Source organism: Arthrobacter sp. 05L417, from assembly GCF_056397865.1.
In genome coordinates, this window is record NZ_JBFTOG010000057.1 from 1 (window position 1) to 25381 (window position 25381).

Annotated in this window: 17 protein-coding genes; 3 read left to right on the forward strand and 14 right to left on the reverse strand. The window is 63.9% G+C overall.

Annotation, left to right across the window (positions count from 1 at the left end; all coding sequences use genetic code 11):
• Positions 1-288 precede the first annotated feature (288 nt).
• On the reverse strand, positions 289-1026 hold the full coding sequence (locus tag AC1DJW_RS25060) for a response regulator transcription factor (RefSeq protein ID WP_459340770.1): 738 nt from the start codon (positions 1024-1026) through the stop codon (positions 289-291).
• A gap of 99 nt (positions 1027-1125) precedes the next feature.
• Here AC1DJW_RS25060 and AC1DJW_RS25065 point away from each other — a divergent pair, with 99 nt between their 5' ends.
• Both AC1DJW_RS25065 and AC1DJW_RS25070 read left to right on the forward strand, forming a co-directional pair.
• Complete coding sequence (locus tag AC1DJW_RS25065; RefSeq protein ID WP_476902811.1) at positions 1126-2793, forward strand: sensor histidine kinase; 1668 nt, start codon at positions 1126-1128, stop codon at positions 2791-2793.
• Between the two features lie 227 nt (positions 2794-3020).
• Positions 3021-3488, forward strand: coding sequence for a very short patch repair endonuclease (locus AC1DJW_RS25070; RefSeq protein WP_476902812.1), 468 nt, complete (start codon positions 3021-3023; stop codon positions 3486-3488).
• Here the strand turns inward: AC1DJW_RS25070 and AC1DJW_RS25075 are convergent.
• The 13 genes from AC1DJW_RS25075 to AC1DJW_RS25135 form a co-directional block, all read right to left on the reverse strand.
• The gene (locus tag AC1DJW_RS25075; protein ID WP_284751463.1) at positions 3430-3666 is read right to left on the reverse strand and encodes a PLDc N-terminal domain-containing protein; all 237 of its coding nucleotides are present in this window, start codon (positions 3664-3666) and stop codon (positions 3430-3432) included. The two genes, AC1DJW_RS25070 and AC1DJW_RS25075, sit on opposite strands and share 59 nt — an antisense overlap.
• Before the next feature lie 74 nt (positions 3667-3740).
• Positions 3741-4931 carry a 5-methylcytosine restriction system specificity protein McrC gene (locus AC1DJW_RS25080; protein ID WP_459340781.1) on the reverse strand — a complete coding sequence of 397 codons (1191 nt, stop codon included), beginning with the start codon at positions 4929-4931 and terminating at the stop codon, positions 3741-3743.
• Between the two features lie 91 nt (positions 4932-5022).
• Positions 5023-7257: an McrB family protein gene (locus AC1DJW_RS25085; RefSeq protein WP_459340772.1), complete on the reverse strand. Its 2235-nt coding sequence runs from the start codon at positions 7255-7257 to the stop codon at positions 5023-5025.
• Between the two features lie 141 nt (positions 7258-7398).
• Positions 7399-9330, reverse strand: coding sequence for a DUF5107 domain-containing protein (locus tag AC1DJW_RS25090; protein WP_476902813.1), 1932 nt, complete (start codon positions 9328-9330; stop codon positions 7399-7401).
• Between the two features lie 151 nt (positions 9331-9481).
• Positions 9482-10222, reverse strand: a complete 741-nt coding sequence (locus AC1DJW_RS25095; protein ID WP_476902814.1) for a copper homeostasis protein CutC — start codon at positions 10220-10222, stop codon at positions 9482-9484.
• 51 nt (positions 10223-10273) lie between these two features.
• A complete protein-coding gene (locus AC1DJW_RS25100; protein ID WP_284751504.1) occupies positions 10274-10690 on the reverse strand; it encodes an acyl-CoA thioesterase in 417 nt (138 codons plus the stop codon).
• 26 nt (positions 10691-10716) lie between these two features.
• Positions 10717-12813, reverse strand: a complete 2097-nt coding sequence (locus AC1DJW_RS25105) for an ABC transporter ATP-binding protein (RefSeq protein WP_476902815.1) — start codon at positions 12811-12813, stop codon at positions 10717-10719.
• Positions 12810-14543 carry an ABC transporter ATP-binding protein gene (locus tag AC1DJW_RS25110; protein ID WP_284751458.1) on the reverse strand — a complete coding sequence of 578 codons (1734 nt, stop codon included), beginning with the start codon at positions 14541-14543 and terminating at the stop codon, positions 12810-12812. Before AC1DJW_RS25110 ends, AC1DJW_RS25105 begins: the two co-directional genes overlap by 4 nt.
• A gap of 268 nt (positions 14544-14811) precedes the next feature.
• Positions 14812-16851, reverse strand: a complete 2040-nt coding sequence (locus tag AC1DJW_RS25115; protein WP_476902816.1) for an MFS transporter — start codon at positions 16849-16851, stop codon at positions 14812-14814.
• Positions 16852-16862: 11 nt separating this feature from the next.
• Positions 16863-17345 carry a MarR family winged helix-turn-helix transcriptional regulator gene (locus tag AC1DJW_RS25120; RefSeq protein ID WP_059388130.1) on the reverse strand — a complete coding sequence of 161 codons (483 nt, stop codon included), beginning with the start codon at positions 17343-17345 and terminating at the stop codon, positions 16863-16865.
• A 179-nt stretch (positions 17346-17524) separates the two neighbouring features.
• The gene (locus AC1DJW_RS25125) at positions 17525-19189 is read right to left on the reverse strand and encodes a thiamine pyrophosphate-binding protein (RefSeq protein WP_476902817.1); all 1665 of its coding nucleotides are present in this window, start codon (positions 19187-19189) and stop codon (positions 17525-17527) included.
• A complete protein-coding gene (gene speB, locus AC1DJW_RS25130; protein WP_390280931.1) occupies positions 19186-20250 on the reverse strand; it encodes an agmatinase in 1065 nt (354 codons plus the stop codon). The genes AC1DJW_RS25125 and speB overlap by 4 nt, the downstream gene beginning before the upstream one ends.
• Before the next feature lie 183 nt (positions 20251-20433).
• Positions 20434-23166, reverse strand: coding sequence for a sialidase family protein (locus AC1DJW_RS25135; protein WP_476902818.1), 2733 nt, complete (start codon positions 23164-23166; stop codon positions 20434-20436).
• Positions 23167-23374: 208 nt separating this feature from the next.
• Between AC1DJW_RS25135 and AC1DJW_RS25140 the strand changes: the two genes are divergently transcribed.
• Complete coding sequence (locus AC1DJW_RS25140) at positions 23375-25363, forward strand: APC family permease (protein ID WP_390280927.1); 1989 nt, start codon at positions 23375-23377, stop codon at positions 25361-25363.
• Positions 25364-25381: the final 18 nt, after the last annotated feature.

The following is a 25381-nucleotide window of genomic DNA, read 5'->3' on the forward strand; positions in this document are numbered from 1 at the left end:
CATCCAGAATCGCGTTTTTCTCCCCAACAGTGAAGTGGCGATTCGATTGGCGGACAGGAATAACAAAATCCATCACGGACCTTCCCCGCCCGCGCACCGGACTCCCGCCAACAGGGAACCTGTCACACAAGAGCCTGACACACAGGGTTGGCCGGACGCTCGCTCACATATAGCCACTTTTGGCCGGACGCCCGCTCACATCATGTGAGCAAATGTCCGCCACAGACCTCAGTCCGTACTTTGGGGCGTGACCCGGAGACCGTGACCCCGGCCCGCCACGCGAGAAATTCATGTTTTTGCCGGGGCCAGCCGATAGCCGACGCCGCGCACTGTTTGCAGCCAGCGCGGGTTCTGCGCGTCGTCGCCGAGCTTGCGGCGAAGATTGCCGATGTGGACCTCGACGGACCGTTCGTCGGCGTCGCTCGTGTAGGTCCCGACGTCGTAGGGTTCGTTCCGGAGGCGGCGCACAAGGTCCGCTTTGCTCAAGACGGTGCGGCCGGCCTCAAGCAAAGAGTGCAGCAGATCGAACTCGGTTGGGGTCAGCCGTACGTCCTGGCCGTCGATGGAAACGGTCCGCGTCGCGTAACTGAATACCAGCCCGTTGTGCCGGAAGGTCCGTTGGGAAGACGAAGCCATATGCCCTGTCGCTGGCCTTGAGCGCGGGCGACGCATCATGGCGGCCACCCTGGCGCGAAGCTCGCGGGGCCGGAACGGCTTGGTCAAATAGTCATCGGCGCCGGATTCCAAGCCGAGGAGGGTATCCAGCTCGTCGGCCTTGGCCGTCAACATGACGATATATGCATCGGAAAAGTTCCGGACCTGGCGTGCCACCTCGAAGCCATCAATATCCGGCAAGCCCAAGTCCAAGGTGATGACATGTGGGTTTAGATCACGAGCTGCCCGGATGCCGGCCGCCCCGCTAGTCGCCATATGAACCTCGAAGCCGGCCTGGCTGAGGACAACGCGGACCAATTCCCGGATGTCGTGATCGTCTTCTATGACGAGCCCAACCCGTAATTCAGTCATTTGCAGCCCTCCCAGCCCGCTACGAATGGAAGTATATCGGGCTGCCGGTATCCTTTCTGGCATGCGACGCGACCTTGAACAAATGCGAATTTTGGCCTGATGAAACGTCCGTTTGAATGGGACGCCCAAAGCGGCCGGGTGATGTTTTTTCAGCACGCCTTCCATGAGTACTCACTCAAGGATCGCGTTGCACTCAGCCAATTGCCGCTGACCGTGACGGTGTGCCTTACTGCGGTCTTGGTTGGCCTCTACTTCCCCGCAACCCTCGGCAATCCCCTCTTCGTCATCTTCCTGGCTACCCAAGCCGCAGCGTGGGTCCTCTGCCAGGTAGTCCCGTGGGACAGACTCCCCTTTCCAACATTCCTGACCGTCCCGCTCCTTGACATGGTGTCCATCGGGCTAGGGCGTGAGGGGGGACAAGACAGCCCCATCGGAATCAGCCTCCTGACTGTCTTTCCCGTCATCTGGCTCTGCGCCTCGGGGTTGTATCTACGCTCGGCCCTGGTTGTCTCGTTCCTGGGGCCACTCGCCATGATTTGGACGCCGCAATTCATCCATGGAACGCACACGCCGCAGGATCTGCTGCGGGGATTGCTGCTGCCCATCATGATGCTCGGTATCGGCGTTTCCATCGGCGTGATGACCCAGAGCATGGTCGCCCAGCAGAAGCGCCTTGAGGAAAGGGACGCCGCACTGCTCCGCGCCTTGGCGGACAGCCAGGAGAAGGAACGATTGCTCAACACAGTTCTTGAAACCGTCCACCTTGGCGTCGTCGCCATTGACGCCGATGGCCGCGAAATAATGGCGAACCGCAAGCAGCGGGAGAACCAGGTGCTCGAGGATTCCGGGGACACCGATCGCCACGGCGAGCCAGATGTCTTGGTTTTCGACGCGGACCGCGTGACCCCGACGGACGCGGATCGCCGGCCGATGCGTCGTGCAGCGTTGAGGCAGGAGTTCACGGACTACCTCGTCTGGGTTGGGACGGGCAGGGAGCAGCGTGCCTTCACCACCAGCGCGCGGTCCATGAAGGACTGCGATGGCAACTACCTAGGTTCAGTGGTCGTTTTCGGCGATGTCACGGCGCTGGTGGACGCGCTTGCCGCGAAGGACGACTTCGTCTCGAACGTTTCCCATGAGTTCCGCACCCCGCTGACGTCCATCACAGGGTACGTGGATCTTGTGCTGGAGGAAGCCGAAAACCTCCCGGGCTGGGTGGTGGAGCAGCTTCAGATTGTGCAACGAAACGCTGACCGGCTCCTCTCCCTCGTCTCCGACTTGTTGGCGGTCCGTTCCGGCCGCATGATCGTCCAGCCACACGCGGTGGACGTATCCGAACTGGTCAAGTCGAGCGTTGCGTCGGCCGGGCCGAAAGCGAACGACGGCGGGGTGCGGCTTCAGGTCGACGCCCCGGAACGCCTGGAGGCGCACGTGGATGCCAACCGGATCTCCCAGGTGCTGGACAACCTCATCTCCAACGCCATCAAATACTCCCCCGACGGCGGCGACGTGCGCGTCACGCTGCGGCAGGAGGAAAATGGGCTGGTGTGCCACGTCAAAGACACCGGCATGGGAATGGACAAGCAGGACCAAGCCGATGCCTTCACCCGGTATTTCAGGGCCGGAAACGTGCGCAACACTGCCATTCACGGCGTCGGCTTGGGACTTTCCATCTGCAAGGCAATCGTCGACGCCCACGGCGGGACCATTGGCCTTGAGAGTGTCCCCGGCGAAGGAACAACCTTCACGTTCCGTGTCCCGGCCTGACCCCCACCGACCCTCGCTCACCTATGGGCCATTTCCACCCAACGCTCGCTCACAAACAAGCCGCCCCCAGGCCAACCCTCGCTCACATCATGTGAGCGAGCGTCACGCCAAACGTTCCGACATGTGAGCGAGCGTTTTGGTTTTGGGCACCATACGTGAGCGAGCGTCCGAGGAAGTGCCCACATACCTGAGCGAGCGTTGCAGGGTGCGCTGCGTAGACTGAGGATATGGGCGAGAGCCGCGACCTGCTGACGCCTGAGCAACGCAGCCTGAACATGTCCAAGATCCGGGGCAAGAACACCAAGCCCGAGCTCTTGGTCCGTCGGCTCCTGCATGCCAAGGGTTACCGGTACCGGCTCCATGGCCGGGCCGCGGGCGGGAAGTTGCCCGGCAGCCCGGATCTCGTGTTTGCCGGCCGTCGCAAGGTGATTTTCGTGAACGGATGCTTCTGGCACTTCCACGACTGCAAGGCAGGTCAGCACGCGCCGACGGGCAACGCAGATTTCTGGGCAGCCAAGCGCAACCGCACCCGGGAGCGCGACGCCGGACAGCGCGAACTGCTGAGAGCCTCAGGATGGGAGGTTCTCACCGTGTGGGAATGCGAACTGCGGGACCGTTCGGCTTTGGAGAATCAGCTTACGCAGTTCCTCGACGGCGGCCGAACAGGAAGTAGCTCAGCGGCCCGAAGAAATTGATGAAGCTCGCGGCCCGCCATACAGCTTTGTTTCCCCTGATTTGGGCCGCAGGTGTCTTGGAAATGCTGCGTTGTGCCGCGATGAGCAACGCCATCTGTCCCGCACCCACCACAAGCACGCCTACCCGTTGCCCAGGGGTCATGTCCTTCCAGGACTTTTTCTTTTTCTTGCCGTGCATGATGCCTCCATCTGCAGTGACTTGCTCTCTCAGGCTAGTCCGCCTGCCGCCCGGACGGAACTAGAACCAGCACCTCATAGTCGGGCCTGGCGCACCACTTCTCCCCAGGACTGCTGGGCCAGGTCCGTGACGGCGGCAAGGATCTCCGCCGGTGGCCGCGACAAGTCCAGCGGGTACTCCACAATGTCGATATCCGTGTTGAGGATCCGTCGCAGCTTCATCTCGCCCTTGCCCGCGTAGACCAACCATGCGGTGGGAACTTGCAGCGCGGTGCAGTAGGCCAGGAGTTGATAGTGGTCCGCGTTCAGCGAGGCCCCGGAATCCGTGGCCGACGCGTATTTGGAGTCGTACACCACTACGGGCCGGCCACCCAGGAAATGCACGGCGTCGGGGCGCACGGTGAGCCGGTCCGAATCCCGGACAGCTTCGTTGAGGGTGGCGCCGTATTGAAGCCGCATTTCACCCGGATGTGCCCGCATGGCCTGGCGCAAAGCCACGCCAACGAATTCCTCAAACACAGTGGACATGTCCACGACAAACGAGGCGGTCTGCTGCTTCCCCTCGCCCGCTTCCGCAGAGGCATTCCGCAGGATGAGCTCGGCCAAGCGGAGGACAGGATGGTAGCGGAGGTTCATCCGGTTGGCTTGCCACTTCGGAAGGGGCGCCCCGGACTGCAGCCGCGTGACGGCGTCGAGCTTTCCCTTGAGCTGCCGCAAGCGGCTCAGGACGTTTTGCCGCACGCCGGGAACCTTGCCCATCCGCTCAAGGGCGGCACGCAGAATGCGGTTCTCGGCGATGTCCTCGGTGAATTCGTCGTAGGAGACTTCCAGCGGAACCAGCATCCCGGGGCGGCGCGAGATCTGGTCCGAGATGCGGATGCGGCCCTTGACCGTCCGGAGGGACTCGTCCACGGTGAGATAACCCTGCAGCGGGCCACGGCTGAGTGCCCGCTCCGCCAACTGGGCGAGGGACTCGGCGAGGGCGCTCCACAGGTCCTTGTGCTCGACGGCGGCCACGGAATCCTCGCGGAATCCCTGGTCCCCGGCGTAGCTGAGGAGGAAGAGGAGCCGGTTCAAGCCAAGGCGGTCCTTGGGCCGTACCTCGAACTGGACCGTCGGCGTCCGCACGGACCCGACCTTGCCCACCGGCTCGATGCGGTAGAGGCCCATCCCCATGGGCGAGGCCTTCGCGAGCCCGCTCGAGTTGAGGAGGGCGGCGGTGTCCGGATCAAGCTTGTCCACGATGCCACCGGAGAGCTCGTCCATGACGATGTGCCGCACAGCCGGAGCCTTCGTGGAAGCGCGGACCGCAGGCTTTCCGATGCCCGGGGCGCGGGCTGGCCGCGGTGGCGCGGTCTTAGCGGACCGCAAGTCGACCCAACAACTGGTCCAGACCGAAGCGCTCCTCCAGCTGGGCCCGGTTCAACTGACCGTGGTAGTGCTCCTCCAGGAGTGGCATGAGTTCGTACTTCCAGATCCGGCGCAGCCCGGCGGGGTTCTGGGCCGCGTTCTTCATGAAGTAGGAGGGGCCGATCATCAGGTCCCGGTCCCAATCGTCGATGGAGTCGTTGAGGGCGTCAAGAAGGTCCGCGTTGAGGGTGTCCAGGCCGCGGGCCGTGAGGAACCGCCGGAGCGAACCGCGGATCGGTTCCACCTTCGGATGCAACTCCACGAATGCGAAGCGACGGCGGATGGCCGCATCCATCATGGCGATAGAGCGGTCCGCCGTGTTCATGGTGCCGATGATGTAAAGGTTGTCCGGCAGGCTGAACGGTTCGTTGGGGCTGTACTGAAGGTAGATGCGGTCGTCGCGGTATTCCAGCAGGAAGTACAACTCACCGAAAACCTTTGCCAGGTTTGCCCGGTTCATCTCGTCGATGATGAGGAAGTACGGCTTGTTGGAGTTCCCGGGTTTCGCGGCTTCTTCCGCGAGCCGACGCAGCGGTCCGGCCACGAGCTTGAACGACACCTGGCCGTCGTCGGTCTTGTCCGGCCGGTACCCCTCGAAGAAGTCCTCGTACGCGTAGGACGGGTGGAACTGCACCAGCTTGACCCGCTCATCGGTGCTGTCGCCAGCGAGCTCGGCGGCCAAGTGCTTGGCGAGGTAGGTCTTTCCCGTCCCCGGAGGGCCGTAGAGCACCAATTGGCGGTTCTCCTCCAGGAGTTCGGCAATCTCCTTGAGTGGCTCGAGCTCCATGTGAAGGGAAGCTGCGAACTCTTCCGTGAGGGGGTGGAACCCTTCAATCACGGGTTCGACGACGGTGTCCGGGGCGGCGGTTTCCTCGCCGTCGGATTCGGCTTCGGCGGGCAGGAGGGACTGCAGCGACTGGATGACCCTGGTAACGTCCACGACGATCCCCGACGTGGAGAGCTGGCGCTGGACGTGCCGCGGTGCCTCGGCAATCGGGTGGGTCTCATCGAACCAACGCACCTTGCGGCGGAGCCGGCGGTTGTCCTCGTTGTGTTCCGGCTCGCCCAGGACCACGCCGATCCTGACGGCTCCGGAGTTCTGGAACAGGGCGAGGTCGCCGGGCTTCATCACGGTCAGGAACGCGAAAACGGCGGTCTTGGTGTCCTCCCGCTCCACGTAGCCGAGGTGCTTGTAGTCCTCGTCCACGGCATGCTGGACCACTCCAGCTGTCACCCCGGCGGTGAGTTCGCGGAGGTGTTCGACGTCGAGCGTCGCCTTTTCCTCTTCCCGCCAAGCGGCGAGGAGCTCGGCGGAGTCCTGGTGCGTGCGCAGCAGCCAGGCACGGCGGCCGGGATCTCCCACTTTGCGCCACTGGCTGACGAGCTGGCGATCGTACCAATCGATGCGCTGGCCCGCCTGTTCGTCCAGGTGAAGCCGGATGCGGTGGACATCCGCGGTGATGTCGGCTTCCGTTTCGCCGTGGGCACCGCCAACGAGCGAGGCGAAGGCGTCCCTGATTTCGCGCCGCTCGACGTCGGCGACCACGGGCTCGAAGTAGCTCGGCCATGCCAAGTATTCGATGCTGCGCCGGATGGCTGGCTGGTCCCCAGGAGTTGCCGCCGCGAGTTCATGGAATTTCAGCGGGTCCTTGAGGGCTTTGTTGATGCTCGCATTGGATTGGCCATCCACGTGCGCCACGAATCGGCACAGCCAGGTCAGGTGGTCCCAGATGGTCCAGTTGAACTCCGCGGTCCTGTCACGGATGACGCCGTGATCGGTCATCCCTTCGTACAGCTCCTTGGGGAGCTCGAGTTCGGGATCGAGCCAGGAGGCGGCTTCGGCAACGCGGGCGCGCTTGACCTTGAGCGATTTGACCTCGTGTGCAAGCGGCAGGGACTGCAGGAAGAGGAGTTCGACGGCGAGCAATTTGGCCTCGCGCGAGGCCCCTTCCAGGTTTTGGCGCAGGTTGGTCATCATCGGCGCTTTGGAGTCTCCGACGCCGCGTTCCAAGCGCTCCAAGAGCTCGCCGGCTGCGTCCACCGTCCAAGTGCGGGTGCTGCCGTCGAGCGCCGAGGCCTTGCCTTGCAGCCCCGGGGCCAGCACGAACCACGCCGCATCTTCGATCTCCTTGGAGATACCGGGGGCACGGGTCAGCGGGGTTTTGGTGGAGGGAGTCACCATGCCAACTTACATGGTTTGTCTTGATGCTGGCCAAGCAAAGTCGGCACCCCCGCCACATCCGTCCCGCCTCACACGTTCTGCCACATGCGTCCCACATCTTTCCTCCTGCCGCATGCGCCCCGCACCGGTGCACCCCGGAAGTCAGTGCATCCCAAAGCGGTAGCTGGCAGGCACCGGCTCCCCGGGGCACACTTCCTGCCACAAGGCTGCGATCCCGTCCTCACCCTCCCGGATGTCCGGTATTTCGACGCCGTCCCGCAGCATCGCCGCCGCCTCCGGGCCCCTGCCGACGCCCGCGAGGGCGAGCGCCGTCAGGAAGCGGACGCGTCCGACGTCGGACATTCCGGCAGGTGCCTCGCTCGCCAGGGCGAGTGCTTGGGCGGGGTCTCCGTGCCGGATGCTGAGGGTCATGGCTTCGCTCAGCAAGGGGAGGTTGGACGGTTCCAGCCGGCTCGCTGCGGCAAGTTCAGCCAAGCCTTCGTCGGTCTTGTTGGTGGCAAGCAGCGCAAGGGCCCGGCCACGGAGGGCGAGGACCCTGGAACGTGGTGAGAGTGCGTCGGCAATCAGGGCTGCGCCATACCCGGCGATCGCACCGGCGAGGTCCTGGCGGGCGTGCTTCATCGTGGCCAGGTGGAACTGCGCTTCCGCTCCGCCATCCTTTGCCAACAGTTCTTCCCAATCGGCCCCAGCCACGAAACTCCCGGCGCCTAGGAAACTCGCCCCGTCCAGCAGGCTGTGCCACGGGCCTGTTTCCTCGATCGCGTCAGGGGTTGCATCATCCGTGAAGGGAGTCCCGATTTCGTCCGGCCACGCGCGGCCTGAGTGTCGTCGTCGGGCACTCTCCAAAGCACCCCAGGCGCTGCCGCGCACCAGCATCTCGTCCGGGGGCAGGGCATAGTTCCGCGCGGCTTCGGCGAGGGCGACCTCGAGCTCGGCGTCCGGGACGAGGTCCTCGAGCCGGGTGCTGGCGTGGGTCACGGCGGCATCCCAATCCTGGCCGTGGGAGGTTGCGGGATCCAGCTTGGCGTTGCCGTAGGCCTCTACCCAGCTCCACTCGGCACCGGCAGGCATGGCCAGATGCTCGAACTGGGTTTGGGCGAGCCCAGCCTGGATCTCGGCGTAGGGGCCGGCACCGGGGCTGAGCCATTCCTGCCAGCGTTTCCCGCCGTCGCCCTGGCCCCACACGAACAACTTCTTCCCCCGCAGGAGGCTGGTGGACAGCATGGCCAGGCCATCGCCGTCGTGGTCTACTGCGGCGATCCAATGCCGGTGCCCGGGCTGGATGTCGAAGAAGGAGTCCGCGGCGTGCGCGCTATTGACCAGCCAGGTAGCGTCCATGCCCTGGTGTTCCGTGGGCCGGACCCGGGCGATATCGGTGGTGTAATCGCTCCCGAAAGCCTCCGTGGCGGGCGCGATCACGCGCGTATCCGCCGTCTCGGGAACAGCGGCGTTGCTCCACCAGTACATGGGGACCTCGTGGTCATGCGGGTTCCGGATCCGGACCGCCGTGAGGAGGACGTCCAAGTCCTCAGGAAGCCACATGTCCACTTGGAAGACCACCTCGCGGAGGCGTTCGAACTCCCACATGCGCAACACATCGTGGCCTTCGGGAGTCTTGACGATGGCAGCGTGCAGAGGATCGCACGTGGTGGGCGAGTGCCCGCGGGTGCCGATGTTCCATTCGAGCCCGCCGGCGAACCAGGCCTTGCGCAGTGCGATGTTGGCGAACTGCAGGGTTTCATGGGTGTGAAGGAGCTGCTTTCCCGAGGCCTTGTCGAAGAGCTCCCAGAGCCGGCCGCCCAAGGTGGGGAGGACAACTGCACGCAGTTTGCTGTTCTCCAGCACGACGGCGGGCACGTCGTGGGCGGTCCGCTCGCGGGAGTAGCCGTCCTGCATCAAGTACGGGAACATGTTCGGCACCTGGCCGTAGCGGGCCGCGGCCTGTAGTTCCTCCGGGACGCCGTCGCCGATTCTGTACGGCTGGTCCAACTCTGCCATGACCACCGGCAGCGGGCTATTGGGACCCAACTCCGCCATGTTCAGGGTGACGGTGGAGAAGCTCAGGTTTTGCATCTTTGTGACTCCTGGAGGCTATTTTCGATCGTAAGACTTCACCCATCTTTGACCCAAGTCGCCGCCGTGTAAAGGGACCCACCCAAGTAGCTGGCAGTTAATGTCGTTTTCAGGGCCCAAAACGACATTAACTGCCAGTCAGTTGGGGAGGTCAGCGGGACGCAGCGCGGGCAGCCCTCACCAGGTCCCGGTTGGTGACCATGTACGCCGTCGGGTCTGCTTCGCCGGGTGTGCCGAAGGAGTCACCTCGGTTCTTCCGCGTGGAAACCGTGGTCTTGGCTGACAAGTGGACCGCGCTTAGTCCCGCTGAGTGCAGGGCCGGGATATTGTCCAGGGCGAGTCCGCCGCCTGCCATGACCTCGAGCCGCCCCGCTGCCCGCTGGACCATGCGCTCGAGGGTCGCGATCCCCGCACCCACCGTGGCGGCACCGCCGGAGCTAAGCACCCGGGTGAATCCAAGCTCCACGAGCTGCTCGACGGCGGCCGCGGGGTCCGGGGTCTGGTCGATGGCCCGGTGGAAGGTCAGTTGGGCGTTGGGGTTTGCCTCCAGTGCTGTGTCGGCGAGCTTTCGCGTGGCGTGGACGTCGATGTGGCCGGCTGCCGTCAGGACTCCGATCACTACGCCCTGGGCTCCTTGGGTTAGCAGGAACCGGATCTCGCGGTCCATGGTGTCCACATCGGCGTCGGAGTACAGGAAGTCTCCCGGCCGGCTGTGGATCAGCGGGTGGATCTCCAGCCGTCCGTTGGCAGCTTCCTGCGCGGCGTCCATCAGGCCTTGGCTCGGGGTCAGTCCCCCGAGCTCCAAAGCGCTGCAAAGTTCAATCCGGTCCGCGCCTTCTTCGGCGGCAACGGCAGCGCCCTGGGCACCGACGGCGACGATCTCGAGTTTCATGGGGAAACTCTACGTCCACCGGCAATGCCCAGGGCGTGCTGCCATGCTTCGCTAGGCCCGGTAGGGCTCCAACTGCTCCTTCTGTTCGGGAGTGAGCCTGCGGACACGGCCCGTGGACTCGTCGACGAACGCCAGATGGGTGCTCGCGTTGACGCAGTCCTGGCCGGTCACGGGATCCTTGATGACGTAATGGAGGTCAAAACTTGCACCCTTCACGGCGCCGACCCAGATCTCAACGACTGCTGGAATGTTCCGGTATTCCAAGGTCCGGACGTACCGGACCTTGTGCTCCACCACAAGGGTCATGACCCCGTCTTCAACAGAGTCGAAGACGGAGACCGGTGGTTCCACTCCGGGGAGTCCGGCACCGCGGGGCGGACCGAAGGCCGCGATACGCGCCTCTTCGAGCATGCGCACGATCTGGACGTTGTTGATGTGCCCGTACGCGTCCATGTCTCCCCAACGCATCGGCACGTGGACCGTAATTCGCCGGCTCAGCTGTGCACCGCCGTCGAGTCATCCACAACGGTTTCCTCGGCATCCTCACCGGCAAACTGCGACATGTACAGGCGGTAGTACGCACCCTGCAATGCGAGCAGTTGGTTGTGGTTGCCCTGCTCCACGATGCTGCCGTTTTCCATCACAAGGATGGTGTCGGCGTCGCGGATGGTGGACAAACGGTGGGCGATGACAAAGCTCGTGCGATCCGTGCGGAGGGCAGCCATGGCCTTCTGCAACAACAGCTCGGTACGGGTGTCAACGGAGCTCGTGGCCTCGTCCAGGATCAACAGCGAGGGATCGGAAACGAAGGCGCGCGCGATGGTGATGAGCTGTTTCTCCCCCGCGCTGACGTTGTTGCCTTCCTCGTCGATGATGGTCTGGTACCCATCCGGCAAGGCGCGTACGAAACGATCCACGTAGGTTGCCTTGGCCGCCTCCATGATCTGCTCCTCGGTGGCGTCGAGGTTGCCGTACTTGATGTTGTCGTAGATGGTACCGCCGAAAAGCCAAGCGTCCTGGAGCACCATTCCCACCTTGGAGCGAAGCTCGGAACGGCTCAGCTCCTTGATGTCCACCCCGTCCAGGGTGATACGGCCCGAATTGAGCTCGTAGAACCGCATGACGAGGTTGACCAGGGTGGTCTTGCCCGCACCTGTGGGTCCAACAATCGCCACGGTGTGTCCGGGCTCCGCACTGAGGGAAAGGTTCTCGATGAGCGGCTTGTCGGCGACGTAGCTGAAGGACACGTTCTCGAACTCGACGTGGCCGTCCGTGCGCGGGGGCAGGTGACGGGCCGCGTTCTCCGGCATTTCCTCGTCTGCATCCAAGAACTCGAAAACGCGCTCAGCAGAGGCCACGCCGGACTGGAGCATGTTGGCCATGCCGGCGATCTGGCCGAGCGGCTGGGTGAATTCACGCGAGTACTGGATGAACGCCGTGGCGTCGCCAAGGCTCATGGACCCGGAGGCCACACGCAAACCACCGACGACGGCGATGCCCACGTAGCTGAGGTAGGACACGAAGTTCATGGCCGGGAAGATGATGCCGGAAACAAACTGTGCCCCGAACGAGGCCTTGTACAGGGCTTCGTTGCGTTCGTCGAAGCGCTCCAGCATGTCCGCGTCGCGCCCGAAGACCTTGACCAGCTCGTGGCCGGAGAACGATTCCTCGATCTGGCCGTTGAGAGAGCCGGTGTTCTTCCATTGGGCGGCGAAGAGCTTCTGGCTGCGCGAGCCGATCACGCCGGCAAGGACGCCGGAGAGCGGCAAGGCAACCAGCGCGATGAGTGCGAGCTGCCAGGACACGATGAACATCATGATGGTGATGCCGAAAACCGTCAGCACCGAGCTGACCAGCTGGGCGAACGCCTGCTGCAGCCCTTGCTGGACGTTGTCGACGTCGTTGGTCACGCGGGAGAGGATGTCTCCGCGCTGGCGGGTGTCGAAGTAGTTCAGGGGCAAGCGGTTGAGCTTGGCCTGGACGTCATTGCGGAGCCGGTTGATGACTTTCATGACGATCTTGTTCAGGATGTAGCCCTGGGCCCACAGGAAGATGTTGGCCACGAAGTACATCAAGAGCACGATCGAGATCAGGAACGTGAGCTTGGAGAAGTTGATCCCGTTGGTGAGCTCCATCTTGGAGACCATGTCCGCGAAGTTGTTCTGGCCGGCTTGGCGGAGTCCTTCGGCGAAGGCTGCTTGGCTCACTCCGGGAGGCAATTGCTTGCCCATGACGCCGCCGAAGATGACGTCCATGGCGCTGCCGAGGATCTTCGGGGCGATGACGTTCAGGACGACCGAGACCACCACGAGGCCGATGACGAAGACGACTCCGGCAGCCTCCGGCTTGAGCAGCCCGAGGAGCCGCTTGGCCGACGGTCCGAAGGCCTTTGCCTTCTTGGCCGGCAGGTTGCCGAACATGCCGCCGTCGGCTTCGCCCGGGGTGTATTCGGTTTCCTCGATATCGTCATCGTCCACCGCTGTAACGGCACGGGCTGCGTCGGCATCCTTCGCTTCCGCAGCGTCGCGCGCAGCCTTCGCTGCTTCGGCTTTCGCGGCCCAGCCGCGCTTTTGCTGATTCTGTTCGCTCATGCCACTTCCTCCGCGCTCAGCTGGGATTCGACGATCTCCTGGTACGTGGGTGACGTTTCCAGGAGTTCTTCATGGGTGCCGCGGTCAACGATTCTGCCGTTGTCCAGGACCAGGATCTGGTCCGCGTCCGCAATGGTCGAGACGCGCTGGGCCACGATGATGACCGTGGCATCCTGCGTCTTTTCCTTCAGCGCCCTGCGAAGGCGGGCGTCCGTGGCCACATCCAAGGCCGAGAAGGAGTCGTCAAAGAGGTAGACCTTGGGCTGTGTCACCAAGGCCCTGGCGATGCAGAGACGCTGCCTCTGGCCACCGGAGACGTTGGTTCCGCCTTGGGCCACCCGACGGTTGAGGCCGGAGGACTTTTCCATGACAAAGTCTTTGGCCTGCGCGGTTTCCAGCGCATCCCAGAGTTCCTGGTCCGTGGCGTCGGTCTTGCCGAAGCGCAGGTTGTGTTCGATGGTTCCGGAGAACAAGTACGGCTTCTGCGGAACGGTGGCCACTCGGCTGGTGATCTCGTCGCGGTCCAGGCTGGTGACCGGAACGCCGTCGAGCAACACATCGCCGGACGCGACGTCGTACAGGCGCGGCAGCAAGGACACCAAGGTGGTCTTGCCTGCGCCGGTGGACCCGATGATGGCGAGCGTTTGGCCCGGCTCCGCGGTGAAGGAAATGTTGCTCAACACGGGAGCTTCGGCGCCGGGGTATTTGAAGGTGACATCGCGGAATTCGACGCGCCCCTTCTTTTCCGCGGGCGCTACGGGCGCCTTCGGATCGTGGATGGAGGGTTCGACGTCGAGGACCTCACCGATGCGGTCCGCACACACGGACGCGCGCGGGATCATCATGGCCATGAAGGTACCCATCATGACGGCCATGAGGATCTGCAAGAGATACTGCAGGAAGGCGGTCAAGGAACCCACCTGCATGTTTCCCGCGTCCACCCTTTGGCCGCCGAACCACAGCACTGCCGCCGTGGAAAGGTGCAGGATCATTCCGATGGCCGGGAACATCAAGACAAACAGGTTGCCGATCTTGACCGAAACCAGGGTGAGGTCCTTGTTGGCGTCACCGAAGCGCTTGGCCTCGTAGGGTTCACGGACGAAGGCCCGGACCACGCGGATGCCAATGATCTGCTCGCGCAGGACACCATTGATGGCGTCGATCTTCTTCTGCATGGAACGGAAGAGCGGCATGAGCCGGACCACGAGGTAACCAACCACGGCCACGAGGACGGGCACCGAGACCCAGACGAGCCACGAGAGGCTGAGGTCCTCGCGCAAGGCCATGATGATGCCGCCGACACACATGATGGGCGTGGAAACCATGAAATTCAGGCCCATCAGCATGAGCATCTGGACCTGCTGGACGTCGTTGGTGCCACGGGTGATCAACGTGGGTGCGCCGAAGCTGTTGACGTCCTTGGCCGAGAAGCTGCTGACCTTGCGGAAGACATCCCTGCGCAAGTCGCGACCCATGGCCATGGCGACGCGGGATCCAAAATAGACCCCGGCGATGGCCGCGACGACCTGGCCGAGCGCGACCGCGAGCATCAGCGCGCCGGTTTGCCAGATGTAGTTGGTATCCCCCCGGGATACCCCTTCATCGATGATTTTTGCGTTGAGGCTTGGAAGGTAAAGGGTGGCAATGGTAGAGGCCAACTGGAAGATGATGACGGCCAGTATCTGCGGCAAATACGGCTTGGAGTAGCGCCGTATCAGGGTGACAAGCATGCCCACGGATCCTTAATGAGAGTGCGCGAATGAATTAGTGCGAATGACTTAATACATAGGTAGCAGCAGGCGCTGACAGTATTAGTCCCTCAACTCTACGAAATCCGTTGCCTCAGCGAAATATCGATAGCTAAATATCATCCTTGCGGCGTAGCTGAGCCGCTGCAGCGCTTCCAAACTCGCTGCAGCGGCTCCCCGCCCGCGTCCCGCAGACTCCCGGCCCGGCCGCGGTTAGCCCGCCTCCCGCAGGCGGCGGAGGCGACTCCCCCTAGCCCGCGTGCCGCCCGGTTTCCCCTGCCCTGGACGCATCCCCGGCAAGGAGTAGCAAGGCAGCCCTTTCCTGGCGGCGGCGTTCCCGCTTGAGTTCCTTGCGCAGCGCGGCCAATTCCTCGGCGATCTTCGACTGCTCGACGGCGGTGGCTTGCTGTTCGTGCACGCGCGCCTGGAGCTCGCGTTGTGCTTGGCTCAGCTGAAGCTGTTGCTCGGCCAGCAACCGTTGGGTGCGGGCCAGCTGGTCCTGGACTTCGCGCAGGCCCGCGGCCGGGTCCGGCCGTTCCTGCGTCAAGATGCGGGCGAACTCAAGGTCCAGCTCATCGTGCTCTTTCTCGGCCGCCGCACGGGCGCGGGTGGCACCCAAGGGGGTGCCGCCGTCGTCGGCTGCCAGGGCAAACTCAGCGGATTCGATAACCGGCAGAGTGGAGGTGTCCAGTGTCATGCTTGCCTCGCCGGAAGCGTTTGCCAGCAGCTCCTTCGCAGGCGTTGCGTCGACGGTCTTCCGCAGCGGAACCTCCTTGATGAAGAGCACGGCGATGAACGCGACCAGGGCAATGACAGCGGAGATCATGAAGATCTGGGCGGTCGCATCGCCGTAGGCGGCACGCATGATGTCGCGGATCGGGGCGGGCAAGTCCGTCAGGTCCATGCTCGCATTGCTTGAGCCACCGTTCACCGGAATGTGTGCAGCGGCGAGGCCTTGGGTGGCAAGGTCCTTGACGTGCGTGGCCATGATGGCACCGAGCACGGAAACCCCGATCGCGCCGCCGACGGAGCGGAAGAACGCCACGGAGGCGCTGGCCGTGCCGATGTCCTGGGCGCGGACGGTGTTCTGCACCGCAAGGACCAGGTTCTGCATCAGCAAGCCAAGGCCCAGGCCGAAGATGGCGGTGTAGCAGCACGTGATCCACAGTTCAGTGGTGTGGTCGATGGTGCCGGTGAAGGCAAGGCCGCCGGCAAGGAACACGGTACCCGCCAACAGGTATCGCTTCCATTTGCCGAATCGGCTGATCAGCTGGCCGGATGCCACGGAGCCCAAGAGGTTTCCGGCAATCATGGGCAGCGTCAGGAGGCCTGCCTCGGTGGGCGTCGCGCCGCGGGCTACCTGGAAGTACTGGCCCAGGAACGTGGAGGAGCTGAACATCGCGATACCGACGGCCACGGAGGCCAGGATCGCCAAAGCGGTGGTGCGCTGGGAGATGATCTTCAGCGGGATGATGGGCTGGGCCACCTTGGATTCGACCACTACCAGCAGGGCCAGGAGAAGCACGCCGCCGCCTACCATGAGGGCGGACTGCCAGGAGATCCAGTCGTAGTAGTCCGGGTTGCCGGCGAAGGAAACCCAGATCAGGAGCAAGCTCACGCCCGAGGTCAGCAGGATCGAGCCGAGCCAGTCGATCTTGGCCGGGCGCTTGATGTGCTGGATCTTGAGGGTCACCTGGAGCAGGATGAGCGCGACGACGGCCAGCGGCACGCAGACGAAGAACGTCCAGCGCCAGCCGAGCGGGCTGTCAACGATGAAGCCGCCGAGCAGCGGGCCACCTGCGGTACCGACCGCCATGACGGCGCCCATGTAGCCCGAGTACTTGCCACGGTCCCGCGGCGGAATCATGGTGCCGATGATGGCCTGGGCCAAGGCGGTGAGGCCGCCCATCGCGATGCCCTGGATGACGCGGGCGGTCAGCAGGAAGGGAATGCTCTGGGAGAAGCCGGCCATGACCGAGCCGGCCACGAAGACCACGATGCTCAGCTGGACCAGGAGCTTCTTGTCGAAGAGGTCGGCAAGCTTGCCCCAGATGGGCGTCGTGGCGGCGTTGGCCAGAAGCGCGGCCGTGATGACCCACGCGAAGTCCGTTTGCGTGCCGTGCAGGTCGGACATGATGGTCGGCAGGGCGTTGGCCACGATGGTGCTGCTCAGGATAGCGGTGAAGAATGCCGCTAGGAGGCCTGTCAGGGCTTCCATGATCTGGCGGTGCGTCATCGGCGCGGATGCCGCGGGCACCGCCGTCGAACGTTCTTGTATTCGGGTTGCCATTGCTGCTGCTCCTAAGCTGTGTGGTTCAAGTGGTGGGAGCCGGCCGCCGTTGCCCGGACTGAGTGGTTGAGTGATGTGGTCAATTTCTCCAGGACCTGCCCTGCCTCCAGGGCATCTTCCTCGCTCCATTCCGCGAGGTAGGCCCGCAAATTGAGGCTGCGCTGTTCTTCGAAGTTCCGGACCTTTTCGATGCCGGCTTCGGAGAGGGCCACCAATTGTGCCCGGCCGTCGGCAGGATCGGGTCGCCGAACTACCAAACCGAGTTCTTCCAGTTCGGCGATGTGCCTACTGAGGACCGGTGGGCTGACGCCGAGCCGGGATGCAAGCTTCGTGGCCCGGGACTCCCCCTCGCCGATGAAGCGCATGACCCCCTGCAAGGCGAACCCGACGTCGGCATCCTTCGCGATGTTCGCGGTGACGATGCAACGCAGCACCCGCTGGAGATCGAAAATCTGATGGACGAGTTCGGTTGCTGTGCTGGATGCTACAGCCATGGAAGACACCTCACTTTTGTTTGCCTAAAGCAACTATACGCCTAAATGATTGCTTTGGGAAACTAATGAAGTGTGAGGTGCGTTAAATGCCTAGCGCGAGCTGGCAGGTAATGCCCTCATCTTTCGACAAAAGGGTCATTATCTGCCAGCTCGCGCCGGGGTGGGAAGCGTCTTGGGTGTCAGTCGCCCAAGTGGGTGGGGCCGAACATCTTGAGGAGGGTTTCAACCACGACGACGTTGGGGCCGTCCGCGGCGAAGCCTTCCCGGAGCGCGTCCCCCACGTCGCCCGGGGCCACACGGCGGGCCGGGACGCCGAAGGCCTCGGCGAGCTTGACGAAGTCCGGGCGGGCGAGCTCGGTGGCCGTGGCCTTGCCGAAGGCTCCTACCATGTACTCTCGCAGGATGCCGTAGCCGCCGTCGTCCACGATGAGCCACGTGACGGGGATGTTGTGCTGCCTGGCGGTGGCCAGCTCGGAGATCGAGTACATCGAGGATCCGTCGCCGGAGACGGCCAGCACGCGGCTAGGTTTGCCCACGGTTTCCAGTCCCACGGCACCGCCGATGGCCGCCGGGAAGCCGTAGCCGAGACCGCCGGCGCCCTGGGCCGAGTGGAACTGGCCCTCGCGGGAATCCCAGCAGCTCCAACCCCAGTACGCTGAGATCGTCATGTCCCAGAAGGTCTGCATGTCCGCCGGAACGGCTTCGCGGATGTCGGCCATGAACTTCAGTTCCTTGCCGAGGTCCTGCTCTTCAAGCCGTGCCTTGACCTTGGCCAGGGACTCCTTGACGAGGTCTTCGGGCGTGGTGCCGTGCCAGTCCGGCGCGGCCGCCGTCGCAGCAAGCGCATCGTCCAAGGCAGAATCGAGGGCGGCAAGGGCCTGGCCAGCGTCGGCGCGAATGCCCAGGCCGGGCCGGTTGGACTCGAGGACCCGGGGTTCGGCGTCGATCTGGATGATACGACCGCGCGGCTCGAAGGTGAAGTAGTTGGACGTCACCTCGCCCAGGGAGGAACCAATGACGATCAGCACGTCGGCATCCTCGAGGACATCCGTCATGTGGCAGTCTTCGATCCAGGACTGCAGGGACAGCTCGTGGGTCCATGGGAACGCTCCGTTGCCACCGGGAGTGCAGATCACCGGGGCGCGGAGTTTCTCGGCGATCGACAAGAGCGACTTTTCGGCCCGGCCACGGCGCGTGCCGCCGCCGGCGATGATCGCCGGACGCTCCGCCGTCGAGAGCCATTTGACGGCTTCGCGGATCAGCTCCACGCGCGGCGGGTTGTCGGCCGCTTCGGCGAGGGCGTCCTCCACGGGCGGGACCATGATGGGGTCCAGGAGCACGTTTTGCGGAATCTCGATCCACACCGGGCCCTGAGGGGAGGAAATGGCCTCGGTCCAGGCATCCTGGATGGCCGAGGGAATCCCGGACGCGTGCTGGATGAGGCGCTGGCTCTTGGTGACGTTCGCGGCCGAGGCCTTCTGGTCATCGAGCTGGTGAAGCATGCCCTTCCGGCGCGCCCCCAGGCCCTCCAAGGGGATCTGGCTCGCCACGACCACCATCGGCACGCCGCTCGCGTACGCTTCCTGCAATCCGGCGAGGGACGTCAATGCGCCCGGACCGGTGGACAGGAACAGCACCCCGACCTCACCGGTTGCACGGGAATACCCGTCCGCGGCGAAAGCCGAGTTGTTCTCCACGCGGGAGGACACGAAATGCAGCTTGCCGCGGCCCATCGCGTCGAACAGGCCCAGGGCGTGCTGGCCCGGGATGCCGAAGACCGTCTTCGCACCGAGCGCCTCAAGGGTCTCGACGACGAGGTCCCCGCCGTTGCGCTGGTCCGTCACTTCGTGACCGCCGCGGCGAAACCGGCCGGGCGCCGGGATTCCTGGCCAAGGGCCTGTGCGGCATAGCCGTTCGGGGCGCCATGGCGGTTGCCTTCAACGGCGTTGTCGGCCAGGAGGGTGACGAGCTCGTAGGCAACGTGGCTGGCGGCGACGCCCGTGATCTCGGCGTGGTCATAGGCCGGGGCGACCTCCACGATGTCCGCGCCGACGAGGTTCATCCCACGGAAACCACGGATGATTTCGAGGAGCTCGCGGCTGGTGATGCCACCGGCTTCAGGCGTGCCGGTACCCGGAGCGTGGGCCGGATCCAGGACGTCGATGTCCACGGAGATGTACAGGGGACGGTTGCCGATGCGGTCCCGGATCTTGGCCACGGTTTCCAGGACGCCCTGGTAGTAAACGTCCGCCGAGGTGACGATGCCGAAGCCGAAGCGGTGGTCGTCGTCGAGGTCCTTCTTGCCGTAGAGCGGGCCGCGGGTACCGACGTGGCTGATGGCCTCGGTGTCCAGGATGCCCTCTTCGACCGCGCGGCGGAACGGGGTGCCGTGAGTGTACTCGGCGCCGAAGTAGGTGTCCCAGGTGTCGAGGTGGGCGTCGAAGTGCAGCATGGCAACGGGTTCGCCGGCGCGTTCGGCGGCGGCGCGGAGCAGCGGCAGGGCGATGGTGTGGTCGCCGCCGAGCGTGACGAGCTTGCTTCCGTTGGCCGTCAGATCCAGCGCGTTCTGCTGGATGGTCTCGATGGCCTCGTTGATGTTGAACGGGTTCACGGCCATGTCGCCGGCATCGGCAACCTGGATGTTCTCAAAGGGGCTGACGTCCCAGGCCGGGTTGTACGGGCGCAGCAAACGGCTGGCTTCACGCACATGGTTGGCGCCGAAGCGGGCGCCGGGACGGTAGGAAACACCGGAGTCGAAGGGGACGCCGACCACCGTGACATCGGCCTTGGAAACCTGGTCCAAGCGGGGCAAGCGGGCATAGGTGGCGGCACCGGCATAGCGCGGGATTCGGGCCGAATCAATGGGACCAAGGTTGCCGTTGGCCTCAATACGAAGCTCTTCCAAAATGCGCCACTCCTTTGTGAATAGGCGGGATGGGGTATGACTGTGACACCAATCATACACTCAAAGTTGTCTTATATGCATCACTTGTTTACGCCGGCAAAAGACCCGCAACTCCCCCACAACAAGACCAGGCCGGGCACCCCCGCGCCCGGCCCAGCTCGTCACCTCATGTCCCCTCGCGGGCTACTTGCTCCCGAAGGGCGTCACTTGGAAGTCTCCGAATGACACTTGACGGCCTTCGGTATCCAGCACAACGAGGCTGTCCATTCCGGTTTTCACGTCGTCGGGCAGCACGAAGGAAAGGGTGTTTTGCTGCGTCGGGAAAAACCAGCCCAGACGGTAGCTCCGCTTGTTCACATAGACGTAGTACCACTGGCCATACTCCACGTTGTGGACCGTCACAGTCTGTCCGCTGCGGTATTGATCCGTTCCGAGCCCCAAGTCCAGCGGCGGATTCGTGCCGATCAACTCCTGGGAAGCCAGGGCGGGCTCCCTGCTTGGCTTTGCAGGCTTGACCTTCAGCGCGACCGCTTCCCTGGCCAACTGAAGGGACGCGACCTTGGCGCCATTGTTCGCGCTGACCGGGATGGTCGTCGCCGGGAGTTGCTTGGCAGCAATATCGGCGTCTGTCAGCGTGTAGGTGGATGCGAGGTTGACCGACTCACCCACGGCCAGGGTGGGCTTGGACAATCCGATGACCGCAGCCGAAAGGTCGGTCAACGCCACATTGCCGCTATTGGTCAATGTGTAGGCGAAGGTCACCGTATCTCCCGCACCGGCAAACCCGTCCCCGTCTACATCGTTGAAGGCCGGCACCACCGATCCGTTCACTTGGGGATTGCGGACCAGCAGGTCCACCTCGTCACCCGTAACGGCGTAGTTCTGGGTGGCAGCACCACTGCCCGTTACCTGCCAGACGGTGCTGGGAACGAAGAATCCCTGAGCCACTTCGTCCGCCGTCACGGTGTGCTGCGGCGTGCCGCAGAGGTAGTTGCCCCACACACCAAGGGCGCTGAACCGGCAGTTGCCCGAGCCTGGCGGCAGGAACGGCTGGAAGTTGCCGGACTGCGGGACAACGGATTCCGTAATGTTGCCCGCGCTGTACACCCGGAACTTGTAGGGCACGGCACTGCCCACAGCATACGGATGGGTTGCCAGGTCCCTTCCGGCGTCATTGCGGGCGCCGAAAATGTAGGCGCCCACCACGTTGCTGGCGGAACCACCCGCAACAGTCACAGATACGGGTGCGGTTATCGATGACCCGCCGACGTTCAACCTGGCGGTCAAGGGGACCGCACCTGCCTTGGCGTACGACGGCGCCGTGACAGTCAGCTGGACAGTCGCCGAGGCGCCCGGATCGAGGAAGCCGAGCTGCGCCGTCGTCGACGTCCAATCCTGCAAGGCATCAAGGCTGACGGTCGAAGCGGGAAGCGGTGAACTGTCGTTGTTGGTGACGGTCACGCTGAGCTGGGCGCTGCCACCGTTCGTGACGGTGACGGCACCGGGGACGACGACGGCGGCAACCGGGCTCAGCCAGGCCGTGTCGAATTTCCCGAAGGTGATGGTGTTGCTGTCACCTTCGTACAGGACGCCGAAAGTCCCGTCCGAAAGGGCACTCAGGGTGGAGTAGGACATGCTTCCGGGCTTGAAGACGCGCGAGGAGCCCCACGTCTTGCCGTCGTCGGCAGAGTAGCGGACAGTACCGTCCACCCGCGCGCCGCCGGCGGTAGGAGTGGGCGAATTCGAGAAGAGCAGCTTCTTGGCATCCGCCGATCCTTGAGCCGCGTCCGGATACATCCTGGTGATCGAGCCGTTGTTCCGCGGATCAGGGAGCTGCGTCTCGGCAACAGGCGTGCTGTACGTGACACCGCCGTCGGAGGAATACGCCACCTTCCGGAAATGCGGATTGGCGCCGGTGCTGTCCCGCGAGTTCAACATGACGCGGCCGTCGGAGAGTTCCACCGCCTTGTTCTCGTCCATGCCCGTTCCGGTGGGCTTACCCATGTTCCACGTCTTGCCGTGGTCATCGGAGTAGACGCTGTACGCCTGGATCTGGCGGCTCCCATCGGGCTGGACAATGGTTCCGGCAAACTGCTGGATGAGCCTGCCCGCATGAGCCCCGTACTTGAGCTGAATGCCCTCGCCGGACGAAGCGAACATGCTGACCACGCCGCCAACGTTGGGGACGCCGTTGACAGTGCTGCCGTTTGGCTTGACGGTACTGGTGACCAGCGGACCCGCGAACCCGGCGTAGGCCGAACCCGCCGGGTAGCCGGACGGAACAGGCAGTGTGGGCTGATTGGCCGGATCCGTGGACCAGGTGAGTCCGCGGTCGGTGGAGACGGACACTTGCGAGCTGATCACGTTGGCGTCGGTATCGTCATTGCCGAGCACGCTGCCCGCAAATCCCTGGTTCTTCGAGTAGACGTGGAAGTTGAACACCGTCCCATTGACCTTGTCCACGACGTAGCTGGGGTCGCTGAACCCGTATTTCTGTACGCCCGCTGAGCCCATCTGTCCCCGCGCGATGAACGTGGGACTGCCCCACGTCTTTCCGCCGTCGGTGCTGCGCCGTTGGACGATGGAGTTGGCAGAGGGTGAATCGCCCCCATCGGGACGGCCGTCGTAGGAAGCCAGGAGGACTCCGTCGCCCAGATCCGCGAGAGCGACGATCCGGTAGTACTTGCCGAGCACGGGGTCGATGGCGTTGTCGCCGTTGGAAGCGAGGACCTGCTCGGCATAGTTTCCCGGAAGGTTGGAGGGAACGTTGGGACTTGGGAACGGGTCCAACGCGGCATAGGCGGGCACAACGGTTGACGTCACGAGAACTGCGGCGGCTGCCAAGGAGACGGCAAGTCTTCCCTGGTTCCATCCCGGCCGCCTCCTGACCCTGTCACTGAGTAGCGGGTTATTCATGCGTAGCCCTTTCGTATTTGGTCACATCCAACATAGGACGTTCTATATGCTACGTGATGCCGCTCACATGCCAAATGCTTGAATGCGTCTTTCCTAGAAGTGACCCGCCTCACAAGCGGCGTAAAGATTCCATAAAGACGGGCATCCACTCCCCGGTACACCCGTACGCTCCATCTGGAGCAGTTTCCAGGCTGCGCGAAAGGACCACGTGACAACGCTGACCAGGCCGCCGGCCGAACCCTCTGACCGGCGCAAGCCCGCGGGCGACATCAAACAGGGGCAATTCAAGCGATGGCTGCTCGACGGAATGCCTGAGACCTCGGGAAAGCGCCAGGGTCCACACGGCAAACCGGACGAGGGCCACACTCCCCAGTCCTGGTGGAAGGTCATGTGCCTCACCGGCGTCGACTACTTCTCCACCCTCGGCTACCAGCCCGCCATTGCGGCGCTTGCGGCCGGCATCGTCTCGCCGTTGGCCACGATCGTCCTGGTCGCCGTCACCTTGCTCGGCGCCCTGCCGGTCTACCGCCGGGTGGCTTCCGAAAGCGCCCGCGGCGAAGGCTCCATCGCGATGCTCGAGCGGCTCCTCCCCCGTTGGGGCGGCAAACTCTTCGTGCTCGCCTTGCTGGGATTCGCCGCCACGGACTTCATGATCACCATGACCCTCTCCGCCGCGGACGCGAGCGCCCACGCCATCGAAAACCCCTTTGCCCCGGAATGGCTCCACGGCCAGGAAATCACCATCACCCTGGCGCTCATCGCCGGCCTTGGCGTGGTGTTCCTCAGGGGATTCAAGGAGGCCATCAACGTCGCCGTCGTGCTGGTGGGCGTCTATCTGGTGCTGAACGCCGTCGTCGTCGCGGTCGGCTTGGCGCACGTGGTGACCGAGGCACATGTGGTGACCGACTGGTGGGCAGCACTGAACCAGCAGCACGGCAACCCCTTGGTCATGGTGGGCATCGCGCTCCTGGTCTTCCCGAAACTTGCCTTGGGGCTCTCAGGGTTCGAGACCGGCGTCGCGGTCATGCCCCAGATCAAGGGCAGCCCCAGCGACACCGAGGAAAATCCAGTGGGCCGCATCCGCGGCACCCACAAACTGCTTACGACGGCGGCACTCATCATGAGTGCCTTCCTGGTTGCCTCGAGCTTCATCACGACGTTCCTGATTCCGGCCGCTGAATTCCAGCCGGGAGGGAAAGCAGACGGTCGAGCCCTCGCATTCCTTGCGCACCAGTTCCTGGGCGACGGCTTCGGCACGGTCTATGACATCAGCACCATCGCCATCCTCTGGTTTGCCGGCGCCTCCGCCATGGCCGGCTTGCTGAACCTCGTGCCGCGCTATTTGCCTCGGTTCGGCATGGCCCCGGCGTGGACCAAAGCCGTCCGCCCCCTGGTCCTGGTCTTCACCGCCGTCGGCTTCATCATCACGTTGGTCTTCGAGGCAAACGTGGAAGCCCAAGGCGGCGCCTACGCCACCGGCGTCCTGGTCCTCATGACCTCGGCGTCGATCGCAGTCACCCTGTCCGCACGCCGGAAGAAGCAGAGGGGCAAGACCCTCGCTTTCGGTGCGGTGGCGGTCGTCTTCGCCTACACCACGGTGGCCAATGTGGTGGAACGCCCGGACGGCATCAGGATCGCGGCCCTGTTCATCCTCGGCATTGTCTTGGTGAGCTTCGCGTCGCGGGTACGCCGGTCCTTCGAATTGCGGGCTACGCACATCAAGATGGACCAGAAGGCGCTTGAATTCACGGCCTCCAACGAGGAAGGCCCCATCCGGATCATCGCGCACGAGCCGAAGCGACTGAGCGCCGACCGGTACCAGTTGAAACTGCAGCATGCCCAGCAAGCCAACCACTTACCGGTGGACAGCGACGCGATCTTCATCGAGATCATCGTGGATGACAGCTCCGATTTCGAGCAGGAACTCCTCGTGGAAGGCAAGGTCCGGCACGGCTTCAAGATCCTGGAGATCCATAGCAACAACGTGCCCAACACGCTGGCCGCGGTACTCCTCCACATCCGGGACGTCACGGGGCTCATGCCGCACATCTATTTCCGCTGGACCGAAGGCAATCCCATCGCCAACCTGAGCAAGTTCCTCTTCTTCGGCGAGGGCGAGATCGCCCCGGTGACCCGCGAAGTGCTGCGCGAAGCCGAACCGGACATCACACGCAGGCCCTGGGTGCACGTGGGCTGAACATGGCAGTGTTGGTGC